This is a genomic window from Thauera sedimentorum, from assembly GCF_014489115.1.
In the GTDB taxonomy this organism is placed as follows: domain Bacteria; phylum Pseudomonadota; class Gammaproteobacteria; order Burkholderiales; family Rhodocyclaceae; genus Pseudothauera; species Pseudothauera sedimentorum.
This window is the reverse complement of sequence record NZ_JACTAH010000002.1, coordinates 1,383,388-1,395,047: the sequence shown is the minus strand read 5'-3', so window position 1 is coordinate 1,395,047 and position 11,660 is coordinate 1,383,388. Positions and strand designations below refer to the sequence as shown.

Annotated in this window: 11 protein-coding genes and 1 tRNA gene; 3 read left to right on the top strand and 9 right to left on the bottom strand. The window is 67.3% G+C overall.

The features are described from left to right. Positions 1-82: 82 nt before the first annotated feature. From ybeY to miaB, 3 genes are read right to left on the bottom strand one after another with little or no spacing between them, the layout of a single operon-like run. Positions 83-835 carry an rRNA maturation RNase YbeY gene (gene ybeY / locus IAI53_RS16380; RefSeq protein ID WP_187719204.1) on the bottom strand — a complete coding sequence of 251 codons (753 nt, stop codon included), beginning with the start codon at positions 833-835 and terminating at the stop codon, positions 83-85. Continuing rightward, positions 795-1,835 carry a PhoH family protein gene (locus IAI53_RS16375; RefSeq protein ID WP_187719203.1) on the bottom strand — a complete coding sequence of 347 codons (1,041 nt, stop codon included), beginning with the start codon at positions 1,833-1,835 and terminating at the stop codon, positions 795-797. The genes ybeY and IAI53_RS16375 overlap by 41 nt, the downstream gene beginning before the upstream one ends. Further along, positions 1,836-3,188, bottom strand: a complete 1,353-nt coding sequence (gene miaB / locus IAI53_RS16370) for a tRNA (N6-isopentenyl adenosine(37)-C2)-methylthiotransferase MiaB (RefSeq protein ID WP_187719202.1) — start codon at positions 3,186-3,188, stop codon at positions 1,836-1,838. A gap of 56 nt (positions 3,189-3,244) precedes the next feature. Here miaB and IAI53_RS16365 point away from each other — a divergent pair. The 3 genes from IAI53_RS16365 (at position 3,245) to IAI53_RS16355 (ending at position 4,559) form a co-directional block, all read left to right on the top strand. Further along, positions 3,245-3,321: transfer RNA gene (locus IAI53_RS16365), tRNA-Met, on the top strand. A 160-nt stretch (positions 3,322-3,481) separates the two neighbouring features. Continuing rightward, positions 3,482-4,060 (top strand): DJ-1/PfpI family protein, encoded by a 579-nt coding sequence (locus tag IAI53_RS16360; protein ID WP_187719201.1) that lies wholly within the window; start codon positions 3,482-3,484, stop codon positions 4,058-4,060. A 94-nt stretch (positions 4,061-4,154) separates the two neighbouring features. Next, entirely contained in the window at positions 4,155-4,559 is a 405-nt protein-coding gene (locus IAI53_RS16355) for a ribbon-helix-helix domain-containing protein (RefSeq protein WP_187719200.1), read from the top strand. Between the two features lie 81 nt (positions 4,560-4,640). Here the strand turns inward: IAI53_RS16355 and IAI53_RS16350 are convergent, their stop codons facing one another. The 6 genes from IAI53_RS16350 to ftsY all read right to left on the bottom strand — a co-directional run bounded on the left by IAI53_RS16350 (position 4,641) and on the right by ftsY (position 11,636). Next, a complete protein-coding gene (locus tag IAI53_RS16350) occupies positions 4,641-6,512 on the bottom strand; it encodes an ABC transporter ATP-binding protein (RefSeq protein WP_349771937.1) in 1,872 nt (623 codons plus the stop codon). A 110-nt stretch (positions 6,513-6,622) separates the two neighbouring features. Further along, positions 6,623-8,182 carry an alkyl hydroperoxide reductase subunit F gene (ahpF, locus tag IAI53_RS16345; protein WP_187719199.1) on the bottom strand — a complete coding sequence of 520 codons (1,560 nt, stop codon included), beginning with the start codon at positions 8,180-8,182 and terminating at the stop codon, positions 6,623-6,625. A 127-nt stretch (positions 8,183-8,309) separates the two neighbouring features. Next, on the bottom strand, positions 8,310-8,873 hold the full coding sequence (ahpC, locus tag IAI53_RS16340) for an alkyl hydroperoxide reductase subunit C (RefSeq protein ID WP_187719198.1): 564 nt from the start codon (positions 8,871-8,873) through the stop codon (positions 8,310-8,312). A 173-nt stretch (positions 8,874-9,046) separates the two neighbouring features. Further along, positions 9,047-9,943, bottom strand: a complete 897-nt coding sequence (gene ftsX / locus IAI53_RS16335; protein ID WP_187719197.1) for a permease-like cell division protein FtsX — start codon at positions 9,941-9,943, stop codon at positions 9,047-9,049. Continuing rightward, entirely contained in the window at positions 9,940-10,602 is a 663-nt protein-coding gene (locus IAI53_RS16330; protein ID WP_187719196.1) for a cell division ATP-binding protein FtsE, read from the bottom strand. Before IAI53_RS16330 ends, ftsX begins: the two co-directional genes overlap by 4 nt. Continuing rightward, positions 10,599-11,636 carry a signal recognition particle-docking protein FtsY gene (gene ftsY / locus IAI53_RS16325; protein WP_187719195.1) on the bottom strand — a complete coding sequence of 346 codons (1,038 nt, stop codon included), beginning with the start codon at positions 11,634-11,636 and terminating at the stop codon, positions 10,599-10,601. Before ftsY ends, IAI53_RS16330 begins: the two co-directional genes overlap by 4 nt. Between the last annotated feature and the right edge of the window lie 24 nt (positions 11,637-11,660).

Here is an 11,660-nt window from a genome sequence, read left to right as displayed (position 1 = left end):
AAGGAGTCAGGGGTGCACAGCGGCAAGCACGAACCGTGCTGCCCTGCCCCACGCCTGACGCCTCACGGGCGCCTCATGACCATCAGGCATACGGGTTCGGGTAGCCGAGCCCGGCGAGAATCTCCGTTTCGAGTGCTTCCATCACCGCCGCATCGGCCTCGGTTTCGTGGTCGAAACCCTGCAAATGCAGCATACCATGCACCACCAGATGGGCGTAGTGCGCGGCCAGATCCTTGCCCTGGGCCGCCGCCTCGCGCACCACCACGGGGACGCACAGCACCAGGTCGCCCGCCAACGGAGCATCGTCCCGCTCGTCCGGCATCGGCATCCCTTCACCATAGACGAAGGTCAGCACGTTGGTGGCGTAGTCCTTGCCACGGAAGTCGCGGTTGAGCACGCGGCCTTCCTCTTCGCCGACCAGCCTGACGGTGAGCTCGGCATCGCGCCGCAAGGCGGCCCGCGCCCAACTGCGGATGCGGTGCTTCTTGGGTGCCTGCGCGCGCTCGTCGTCGTCCAGCGCCTTCTGCACGGTCAGCGTCAGGCTTGGCGTTGGGGCCGCCGCCGGCAGTTCGCCGAGCTCGACCGGCACCATCTCGTGATGCACGTCCACCCGCAGGGTAAGCAGGTTGCACGCGCCGGGTTGCACGCTGATGACAGGCGTGCCCTCGTCCGATTCGGCCTCGATATCCACGTCGCCCCAGGCCATGTGCGGAAAATCGAGCACCATGCGGCGCCCGCGGCCGAAGTCGATCTCAAGGCGCTCGGCGCGGACGCGACTGCGTGCGCCGTCGGCGTCAATCGCGACGATCTTCGGGGCTGCCGGCTTCTTCGCCATGCGAATGATCCTCTTCACGTTGTGGGGCTTGTTGCGCCGCCCGCGCCGCGCGCGCGGCCTGCTGATCGTAGGCTTCAACAATGCGCATCACCAGCGGGTGGCGCACCACGTCTTCCTTCTGGAACTCGGTGAATTCGATGCCGCGCACCTTGGCCAGCACCTCGCGCGCCTCCAGCAGGCCGCTGCGCGCACCGCGCGGCAGGTCGATCTGGGTCAGGTCTCCGGTCACCACCGCCTTGGCACCGAAGCCGATGCGGGTCAGGAACATCTTCATCTGCTCGGGCGTGGTGTTCTGCGCCTCGTCCAGGATGATGAAGGCGTGGTTGAGCGTGCGCCCGCGCATGAAGGCGAGCGGGGCGATCTCGATGGCGCCGCGCTCGAACAGCTTGGAGGCGCGCTCCAGGCCCATCAGGTCGTAGAGCGCGTCGTACAGCGGGCGCAGGTAGGGATCGATCTTCTGCGCGAGGTCCCCCGGCAGGAAGCCCAGGCGCTCGCCGGCCTCCACCGCCGGACGGGTGAGGATGATGCGCTCGACCTTCTCGCGCTCGAAGGCATCGACCGCACAGGCCACCGCGAGATAGGTCTTGCCGGTACCGGCCGGGCCGATGCCGAAGGTGATGTCATGCTCGAGGATGTTGCGCAGGTACTCGACCTGGCGCGGCGTGCGCCCGTGCAGCTCGCTCTTGCGGGTGAGCAGCACCGGCGCAGCGTCAGGCACCGCCGCGCTCGGCTGGCTGCGCGCGCTGATCTCGATCAGTTCGAGTTGCAGGTCGTCGAGCGAGAGATGGCTGTCGGCCCTGCCGTAGAAACGCTTGAGCGCTTCGGCCGCGCGCTCGGTGGCAGACGGATTGCCCTTGATGGTGAAGCGTTCGCCACGGCGGGCGATCGCCACATCAAGGGCGGTTTCGATCTGGCGCAGGTTCTGGTCGAGCGCGCCGCACAGATTGGCCAGCCGCTCGTTGTCAACCGGCTCCAGCACCACTTCGGTGGATCGTGCCATTCAGGATTCCCGCAGGAGGATCTCGCCACGCAGGCTGTGAGGCAGCGCGGCGGTGATGGTGACATCGACGAACTGTCCGATCAGGCGGTCGCGGTTGGGCGAGGTGGCAGGGAAATTCACCACCCGGTTGTTCTCGGTGCGCCCGGAGAACTCGTCCGCGCTCTTCTTGGATGGGCCTTCGACCAGGATGCGCTGCACGCTGCCGACCATGGCCTGGCTGATCGCCTGAGCCTGAGACTCCAGCTGCTTCTGCAGGCGCGCCAGCCAGCGCAGCTTGGTTTCCTGCGGCACCGGGTCTTCCAGGTCGGCCGCCGGGGTGCCGGGACGCGCGCTGTACACAAAACTGAACGAGGTGTCGAAATTGAGCTCCTCGACCAACTTCAGCGTCTTCTCGAAGTCCTCCTCGGTCTCGCCGGGGAAGCCGACGATGAAGTCCGACGAGAGCGACAGGTCGGGGCGCGCCGCACGCAGCTTGCGCACCACGGATTTGAATTCCAGCACTGTGTAGCCACGCTTCATCGCCGCCAGCACGCGGTCCGAGCCCGACTGCACCGGCAGATGCAGGTGGGAGACCAGCTTGGGGATCTTCTCGTAGGCCTCGAACACCCGCGGGGTCATCTCGCGCGGATGGGATGTGGTGTAGCGCAGGCGTTCGATGCCAGGGATCTCGGCAACGCATTCGAGCAGGAAGGCGAAATCGCCGGTTTCCTCACCACCGTCGCGCGACAGCGCGCCACGCCAGGCGTTCACGTTCTGCCCGAGCAGGGTGATCTCCTTGACGCCCTGTTCCGCCAACCCCGCCACCTCGGTAAGGATGTCATCCAGCGGACGCGAGACCTCTTCGCCGCGGGTGTAGGGCACCACGCAGAAGGTGCAGTACTTGGAACAGCCTTCCATGATGGAGACGAAGGCGCTCGCCCCTTCCACCCGCGCCGGCGGCATGGCGTCGAACTTCTCGATCTCGGGGAAGGAGATGTCGACCTGCGAGCGCCCGGTGGCGCGCCGCGCGTCGATCAGCTTGGGCAGCCGGTGCAGGGTCTGCGGACCGAACACCACGTCCACGTAGGGGGCGCGCGCGACGATGGCCTCGCCCTCCTGGCTGGCCACGCAGCCGCCGACTCCGATGATCAGCCCGGGCTTGGCCTGCTTGAGGTGCTTGACGCGCCCGAGGTCGTGGAACACCTTTTCCTGCGCCTTCTCGCGCACCGAACAGGTGTTGAAGAGGATCACGTCCGCCTCTTCCGGGTTGTCGGTCTTCTCCAGCCCTTCGGCCACCCCGAGCACGTCCGCCATCTTGTCGGAGTCGTACTCGTTCATCTGGCACCCGAAGGTGCGGATGTAAAGCTTCTTCATCTGCACTCGCACTGTTGACGCAGTAAAACCTGAGCCGTTATATTAGCAGGCTTGTTGGTGATGTAGCTCAGACGGTTAGAGCGATGGATTCATAACCCATAGGTCGGCGGTTCGATTCCGCCCATCACCACCATAGAACACCAGACGCCGCTGTCTTCGGACAGCGGCGTTTTCATTTTGTCCCGCCGCTGCGGTACTCCGTTACCACCCGCCATCCGGATCATGCGCGCACACTGCCCTGCAGCGGCGGCGCGCGTCCATTGCGTCGCCCACACCACAACGAGGAGACGACGATGGGCAAGAAGATCCTGATGATCTGCGGCGATTTCTGCGAAGACTACGAAACCATGGTGCCCTTCCAGGCGCTGCTGGCGTTGGGCCATACGGTGCATGCGGTGTGCCCGGGCAAGAAGGCCGGCGAGACGATCGCCACGGCGATTCACGATTTCGAGGGCGACCAGACCTACAGCGAGAAGCGCGGGCACAACTTCAGCCTCAACGCGAGCTTTGCCGACATCGACCCGGCCGCCTACGACGCCCTGGTGATCCCGGGCGGGCGCGGGCCGGAATACCTGCGCATGAACGACGAGGTGGTCAGCATGGTGCGCCACTTCTTCACTGCCGACAAACCGGTGGCGGCGATCTGTCATGGTGCCCAGCTGCTGGCCGGCGCGCGCGTGCTGGAAGGCAAGCGCTGCTCGGCCTACCCGGCCTGCCGTGCCGAGGTGGAGCTGGCCGGCGGCAGCTATGCCGACATCCCCATCGACCAGGCGGTGACCGACGGCAAGCTGGTCACCGCGCCGGCCTGGCCGGCGCACCCAGCATGGATCGCGCAGTTCCTCGCGGTGCTGGGCACGCGCATCAGCCACTGAGCACCACCGCCCCGCCTGCCCGCCGCACACGGATCGCGGCAGGCAGGCGACGGGCTGTCTACAATCGGATGGTCGCCACCTGCCGGACCCCGCCATGTGCCAGATCTTCACTTCCGCCGACCCGGAACTCTACGCCTCGCGCGCGCGCTCGATCCGCCTGCACGGCGTGGCCACCAGCCTGCGCCTGGAAAACGTGTATTGGCAGGCGCTGGAGGAGATCGGCCAGCGCGACGGCCTCAGCGTGCCGCAACTGGTCGCCCGCCTGCACGACGAGCTCGACGCGGCCGGCGCCCTGGGCGACCGCGGCAACTTCACCTCCTTCCTGCGGGTGACCTGCACCCGCTACCTGCAGCTGCAGCTGGCGGGGCTGATCCCTGCGGATGCCGAGGTGCCGATCCGCTCGCTGGATGCGCACGCGGTGCTGGCCGGCGAGCGCAGGCAAGCGGCTCCAGCAAGGCGCGCCCGGCACCCGAGCGCACTACAGGAGCGCCACCTGTAGGAGCGGCCTAGGCCGCGATGCGCTCATCGAGCGTAACGACGCTGCAATCGCGGCCAAGGCCGCTCCTACAAGAGGCTGTGCTCAGGCGAGCGCAGCCTCTTCATCCTCGTCCAGTTCATCGCCCAGGAAGCCACCGCTCTGGTGCGCCCACAGGCGCGCGTACAGCCCGCCGCGGGCAAGCAGGCCGCGATGGTCGCCCTCCTCGACGATACGCCCGCCGTCCATGACGATGAGCCGGTCCATCGCGGCGATGGTGGACAGCCGGTGGGCGATCGCCACCACCGTCTTGCCTTCCATCAACCGGTACAGGCTGGCCTGGATGGCGGCCTCCACTTCCGAGTCGAGCGCGCTGGTGGCCTCGTCCAGCAGCAGGATGGGAGCATCCTTGAGCATCACCCTGGCGATGGCGATGCGCTGGCGCTGACCGCCCGAGAGTTTCACCCCGCGCTCACCCACGTGGGCATCGTAGCCCTGCCGGCCCTTGGGGTCGGTGAGGTCGAGGATGAAGTCATGCGCCTCGGCGCGACGGGCGGCGACGATCATCTGCTCGTCGGTGGCATCCGGGCGGCCGTAGAGGATGTTGTCGCGTACCGAACGATGCAGCAGCGAGGTGTCCTGGGTGACCATGCCGATGGCTGCGCGCAGGCTTTCCTGGGTCACGTCGGCAATGTCCTGGCCGTCGATCAGGATGCGCCCGCGCTCCACGTCATGGAAGCGCAGCAGCAGGTTCACCAGCGTGGACTTGCCGGCACCGGAACGCCCCACGAGGCCGATCTTCTCGCCCGGACGGATGGTCAGCGAGAAGTCGTCGATGACCCGCCGGGCGTCCTCGCCACGGGCGCCGTAGGCGAAGTCCACATGCTCGAAGCGGATCTCGCCGCGCGGCACGGCAAGCGGCTGCGCGTCGGGGCGGTCCACCACGGTATGCGGCCGCGACAGCGTGTTGATGCCGTCCTGCACGGTGCCGACGTTCTCGAACAGCGCCGCGGTCTCCCACATCACCCAGTGCGACATGCCGTTCAGACGCAGCGCCATCGCGGTGGCGGCGGCCACCGCGCCGACACCGACCTCGCCGGCCGACCACAGCCACAGGGTCACCCCCGCAGTGGCGAGAATGAGCAGCATGGAGAGGGTGTGGTTGACGATCTCGATGCCGCTCACCAGGCGCATCTGGCCGTGCACCGTGTGCATGAACTCCTTCATCGCGGAGCGCGCGTAGCCGGCCTCGCGCCCGGCGTGGGAGAACAGCTTCACGGTGGCGATGTTGGTGTACGCGTCGGTGATGCGCCCGGTCATCAGCGCGCGCGCATCGGCCTGCGCGCGCGAGACCCTGGACAGGCGCGGCACGAACCAGCGCAGCGCCAGGATGTAGAGCGCCAGCCAGCCGAGGAAGGGCAGCAGCAGCCACAGGTCGAAGCCGGCGACCACCACCACCATGGTGACGAAGTAGATCACCACGAAGACCAGGATGTCGGTCATGATCAGGCAGGTGTCGCGCACCGCCAGCGCGGTCTGCATGACCTTGGCGGACACCCGCCCGGCGAACTCGTCCTGGAAGAAGCTCATGCTCTGGCCGAGCAGCAGACGGTGGTAGTTCCAGCGCAGGCGCATTGGGAAGTTGCCCGCCAGCGACTGATGCTTGAGCATGGTCTGCAGGGCGACCAGAAAAATGCTGCCCAGGATGATGCCGGCCAGCAGCAACAGCCGGCTGCCCTCCTCGGCCCAGAGCCGTGCCGGCTCCACCGCCGCGAGCCAGTCCACCACCCGGCCGAGCATGGCGAACAGCAGCGCCTCGAACACGCCGATGGTGGCGGTGAGCAGCATCATGCCGAGGATGAAAGGCCGCATGCCCTCGGTGCCGGCCCACAGGAAAGCGAAGAAACCCCGCGGGGCGGGACTTGGCGCCGCCTCGGGATAAGGGTCGACACGGCGCTCGAACCAGCTGAACAGCACGGTTAATCTCCAGAAACGATGCAGGCTGTGACCGGCCGGGCGGTCGCAAGTGTCCGCAAAATGCAAAAGCCCCGCGCGCGGCGGGGCGTGTCGCAGGCGGCGGACCGGGCTCAGGCGACCGGTGCGCTGCTGCGGATCAGGTGGTCGAAGGCCGACAGCGAGGCCTTGGCCCCTTCGCCCATGGCGATGATGATCTGCTTGTAGGGCACCGTGGTGCAATCGCCGGCCGCGAACACCCCAGGCACACTGGTCTGCCCCTTGGCATCGACGACGATCTCGCCGAAGCGCGACAGTTCCACCGTGCCCTTGAGGAAATCGGTGTTCGGCAGCAGGCCGATCTGCACGAAGATGCCTTCCAGCTCGATGCGCTGCATCTCGCCCGAAACACGATCCTTATACACTAGGCCGTTGACCTTGTCGGTGCCGGTGACTTCGGTGGTCTGGGCGCTCTTGATCACCGTGACGTTGGGCAGGCTGTAGAGCTTCTTCTGCAGCACCGCGTCGGCACGCAGGGTATCGGCGAACTCCAGCAGGGTCACATGCGCGACCACGCCGGCCAGGTCGATCGCGGCCTCCACGCCCGAGTTGCCGCCACCGACCACCGCCACGCGCTTGCCCTTGAACAGCGGACCGTCGCAATGCGGGCAGTAGGCCACGCCCTTGCCGCGGAACTCCTTCTCGCCGGGCACGTTCATCTCGCGCCAGCGCGCGCCGGTGGCGACGATCACGGTCTTGGCCTTGAGCGCGGCGCCGTTCTCCAGTCGCACTTCGTGCAGGTTCTCGCCCGGCACCAGCGCGGAGACGCGCTGCAGGTTCATCACGTCGACCTCATATTCCTTGACGTGCTCTTCCAGGCTGGCGACCAGCTTCGGGCCCTCGGTGTACTTCACCGAGATGAAGTTCTCGATCGCCATGGTATCCATCACCTGGCCGCCGAAACGCTCGGCCACCACGCCGGTGCGGATGCCCTTGCGCGCCGCATAGATCGCCGCCGCCGCACCGGCCGGACCGCCGCCGACCACCAGCACGTCGAAGGCGGACTTCTCCGACAGCTTCTTGGCGTCGCGGGCCGCAGCGCCGGTGTCGACCTTGGCGAGGATCTCGCCCAGCTCCATGCGCCCCTGGCCGAACTCCTGGCCGTTGAGATACACCGTGGGCACCGCCATGATCTGGCGCTCTTCCACTTCCTGCTGGAACAGCGCGCCGTCGACCATGGTGTGACGGACCTTGGGGTTGAGGATGGCCATCAGGTTCAGCGCCTGCACCACGTCCGGGCAGTTGTGGCAGGACAGCGAGATGTAGGTCTCGAAGTTGAACTCGCCTTCGAGGTTCTTGATCTGCTCGATCACCTCCGGCTCGACCTTGGGCGGATAGCCGGCAGACTGCAGCAGCGCGAGGATCAGCGAGGTGAATTCATGCCCCATCGGCAGGCCGGCGAAGCGCACACGGCCCTCTTCGCCGCGCGGACCGACCGTGAACGAGGGCTTGCGCTCGTCGTCGTCGCGGCGTTCGATGAGGGTGATCAGCTTGGACTGCTCCACCACGTCATGCAGCAGTTCCAGCATTTCTTGCGACTTGGGGCTGTCGTCGAGCGACGCCACGATCTCGATCGGCTGCGTCACCCGCTCCAGGTAGGCTTTCAGTTGAGTCTTGATGTTGGCGTCGAGCATGACGATTCGTTTCCTTGAATAGATGGGCGCCGCCGCTTGCGGTCGCCCTGATACGACACAGCCGGCACGAGGCCGGCTGCGGGACTTGCGCCCCGGGCCGCGCGGCCCGGGCAGATGCAGCCAGACCTCAGATCTTGCCGACCAGGTCGATCGACGGGGCCAGGGTCTTCTCGCCTTCCTTCCACTTGGCCGGGCAGACTTCGTTCGGGTGGGAGGCCACGTACTGGGCGGCCTTCAGCTTGCGAACGGTCTCGGTTACGTCGCGGGCGATGGCGTTGTCGTGCACTTCCATGGTCTTGATCACGCCGTCCGGATTGACGATGAAGGTGCCGCGCAGGGCCAGGCCTTCTTCATCGATATGCACGTCGAAGGCGCGGGTCAGCTGGTGGGTCGGGTCGCCGACCAGCGCGAACTGGGCCTTGCCGACCGCGGAGGAAGTCTCGTGCCACACCTTGTGCGAGAAGTGGGTGTCGGTGGTGACGATGTACACCTCGGCGCCGGCCTTCTGGAACTCGGCGTAGTGCTCGGCGGCGTCCTCGATCTCGGTCGGGCAGTTGAAGGTGAAGGCGGCCGGCATGAAGATCAGCACGGACCACTTGCCCTTCAGGTCGGCGTCGGTCACTTCGATGAACTTGCCATTCTTGAAAGCCTGGGCCTTGAACGGTTGAACCTGGGTGTTGATCAGGGACATCTGCAATCCTCCGGTAAGTTGATCAGGTGCTGCGGTTAAAAACTTGATGGGACGAATTCTATGCAGCAATGACGAATCGCTCTAATTGATTGTTGAGATCGTCATTATTGACGCAACCTATCAGGCAGCAATAGGTGCATCGACGCAATCAACTGGGGGCGATCTACCGGATTTCAATCCCCGGCCAGATGGCGCCGTACCGAGATGGCACTGCCGAGCCAGCCGAGAAAGACCGCAAAACCGAGAATGGCCAGGCTTTCGACCCGCCCGGGGCCGGACAGCTGGAAGATGGCGCCATAGGTCTGCGCCAGCCCGGCGACCGGCGCGCGCAGCGCCAGCACCACCGCCCACACCGCGCCGAGCGCCACCAGTCCGCCCAGCAGGCCCTGCAGCCCGCCGAACCAGTAGAACGGACGCCTGATGAAGGGGTCGGTCGCGCCCAGAAGGCGGCTCACGCCGATCTCCGCGCGCTGGGTGAGGATCTGCAGGCGGATGGTGTTGAAGGTGACGATGACCAGCGCCACGCCGAGCAGCGCCGCCAGCACCAGCACCGCGGACTTGCCCAGGCCCAGCAGCGCATGCAGCCGCTTGACCCACTCGGAATCGAGCTGCACGTGCGCGACCTCGGGCCAGGTGCGCAGGTCCTCGGCCAGGGCATCGAACAGCGCGGGGTCCTCGCTGGCCGGCACCAGCACGAAGGCGTGCGGCAGCGGATTGGCCTCCAGGCCGCCCAGCACGTCGCCCAGCCCGCTCTCGGCCAGTTGCGCCAGGGCCTCGTCGCGCGCCACAAAGCGGTAGCGCGCAAGGCGGTTGTCGGCCTTCAGCCGCCGGTCGATCTCGTCCACGGCCGGCTTGCCGGCTTCCGGCGCCATGAACACGCTGATCTCCGGCGCCCCCGAGACCCCGCGGGCCAGGCCGGCCACGTTGTCCAGCACCAGGTAGCCGCCGGCCGGCAGCGACAGGGCGATGCCCACCACCAGCGCGGAGAGCAGCGTGCCCAGCGGCTGCGCGGCCAGGCGCCCGCAGGCCTGGGCGAAGGCGCGCCAGTGCAGGTAGAGCCAGTTGATCATTCCGCGCCCTCCACCAGCAGGCCCTTGTGCAGCACCAGCCGGCGCGGGCGACTGGCGGCGAACAGCGTGGCGTCGTGGGTGGACACCACCACGGTGACCCCGGCGCTGTTGAAGGAGCGGAACAGCTCGGCGATCTCGTGCGCGTAATCCGGGTCGAGGTGGGCGGTGGGTTCGTCGGCGATCAGGATCGACGGGCGGTTCACGATGGCGCGCGCAATCGCCACGCGCTGCTGCTCACCGCCCGACAGCCCTGCCGGCATCTCGCGCTCGCGCCCGGCCAGCCCCACGCGCTCCAGCGCCGCCGCCACCCGCTTGGCCGCGTCGCGCGGCGGGTGGCCGGTGATCACCAGCGGCAGCATGACGTTGTCGAACACGCTGCGGTCGTACAGCAGGCGGGACTCCTGCAGCACCAGGCCGAGGTTGCGGCGCAGGTAGGGAATGGCGCGCGCCGGCATGCGCGAGACGTCCTGCCCGTTGATGCGCACCGTGCCGGCGGTGGGCCGCTCGATCACCGGGATGAGCTTGAGCAGGGTGCTCTTGCCCGCGCCCGAATGGCCGGAGAGCACGATCAGTTCTCCGTGGCGGATCTCGAAGCTCACCCCCGCGAGCGCGGTGTAGCCGCCCGCGTAGCGCTTGGAGACTTGCTCGAAGACGATCATGCGTCGGCGTCGTCCCGCGCACCGGGGACCGGCGCGAACAGCGCATCGACGAACTCGCGGGCGCGGAAGGGCTGCAGGTCGTCGATGCCCTCGCCCACGCCGATGAAACGCAGCGGCTTGGGACACTGGCGGGCGATGGCCGCGACCACGCCACCCTTGGCGGTGCCGTCGAGCTTGGTGAGCACCAGGCCGGTGACGCCGATCGCGCCGTCGAAGGCCTTGACCTGGGCGAGCGCGTTCTGGCCGATGTTGGCGTCCAGCACCAGCAGCACCTCGTGCGGACCGGAGGGGTCGGCCTTGGCGATCACCCGGCGCACCTTGGCGATCTCTTCCATCAGGTGCAACTGGGTGGGCAGGCGGCCGGCGGTGTCGGCCAGCACCACGTCGATCTTGCGCGCGCGCGCGGCGTTGATCGCATCGAAGATCACCGCTGCGGCGTCGCCGCCGTCCTGCGCGATCACGGTGACATTGTTGCGCTCGCCCCAGGTCACCAGCTGCTCGCGTGCCGCGGCGCGGAAGGTGTCGCCTGCGGCCAGCAGCACGCTCTTGCCCTGGGCCTGGAAATACTTGGCCAGCTTGCCGATCGAAGTGGTCTTGCCGGCGCCATTGACGCCCGCAATCATGATGATGAAGGGGCTGTGCCCCTCGACCTGCAGCGGCGCCTCGAGCGGGGCGACGATCTCCTGCAGGGCTTCGGCCAGCGCCTGCTGCAGCTGGTCGGCGGTTTCCAGCTTGTCGCGCTTCCAGCGCCGGCGCAGCTCGTCGAGCAGGTGGGTGGTGGCATCCACGCCGCAGTCGGCCATCAGCAAGGTCGTTTCCAGCTCTTCGAGCAGGTCTTCGTCGATCTTGCGGCGGCCGAACAGGCTGGACAGGCCGCCACCCAGTTGCTGGCGGGTACGCGACAGGCCGGCCTTGAGGCGCTCGGCCCACGACGGGCGCGACGCTGCGGGTGCAGCCGCTTCGACCGGCGCCTGCGTGTCGGCCGGCGCGTCGCCGGCCTCGGGCTTGCCGGACTTCTTCAGGAAACCAAACATGGGCTCTCGGGTCAGATGGGCGTT

What these genes read in the sequence shown, in the direction of transcription:
- ybeY (WP_187719204.1), bottom strand. Translation starts at nt 835, where the DNA reads ATGGCGAAGAAGCCGGCAGCCCCGAAGATCGTCGCGATTGACGCCGAC.
- IAI53_RS16375 (WP_187719203.1), bottom strand. Translation starts at nt 1,835, where the DNA reads ATGGCACGATCCACCGAAGTGGTGCTGGAGCCGGTTGACAACGAGCGG.
- miaB (WP_187719202.1), bottom strand. Translation starts at nt 3,188, where the DNA reads ATGAAGAAGCTTTACATCCGCACCTTCGGGTGCCAGATGAACGAGTAC.
- IAI53_RS16360 (WP_187719201.1), top strand. Translation starts at nt 3,482, where the DNA reads ATGGGCAAGAAGATCCTGATGATCTGCGGCGATTTCTGCGAAGACTAC.
- IAI53_RS16355 (WP_187719200.1), top strand. Translation starts at nt 4,155, where the DNA reads ATGTGCCAGATCTTCACTTCCGCCGACCCGGAACTCTACGCCTCGCGC.
- ahpF (WP_187719199.1), bottom strand. Translation starts at nt 8,182, where the DNA reads ATGCTCGACGCCAACATCAAGACTCAACTGAAAGCCTACCTGGAGCGG.
- ahpC (WP_187719198.1), bottom strand. Translation starts at nt 8,873, where the DNA reads ATGTCCCTGATCAACACCCAGGTTCAACCGTTCAAGGCCCAGGCTTTC.
- ftsX (WP_187719197.1), bottom strand. Translation starts at nt 9,943, where the DNA reads ATGATCAACTGGCTCTACCTGCACTGGCGCGCCTTCGCCCAGGCCTGC.
- IAI53_RS16330 (WP_187719196.1), bottom strand. Translation starts at nt 10,602, where the DNA reads ATGATCGTCTTCGAGCAAGTCTCCAAGCGCTACGCGGGCGGCTACACC.
- ftsY (WP_187719195.1), bottom strand. Translation starts at nt 11,636, where the DNA reads ATGTTTGGTTTCCTGAAGAAGTCCGGCAAGCCCGAGGCCGGCGACGCG.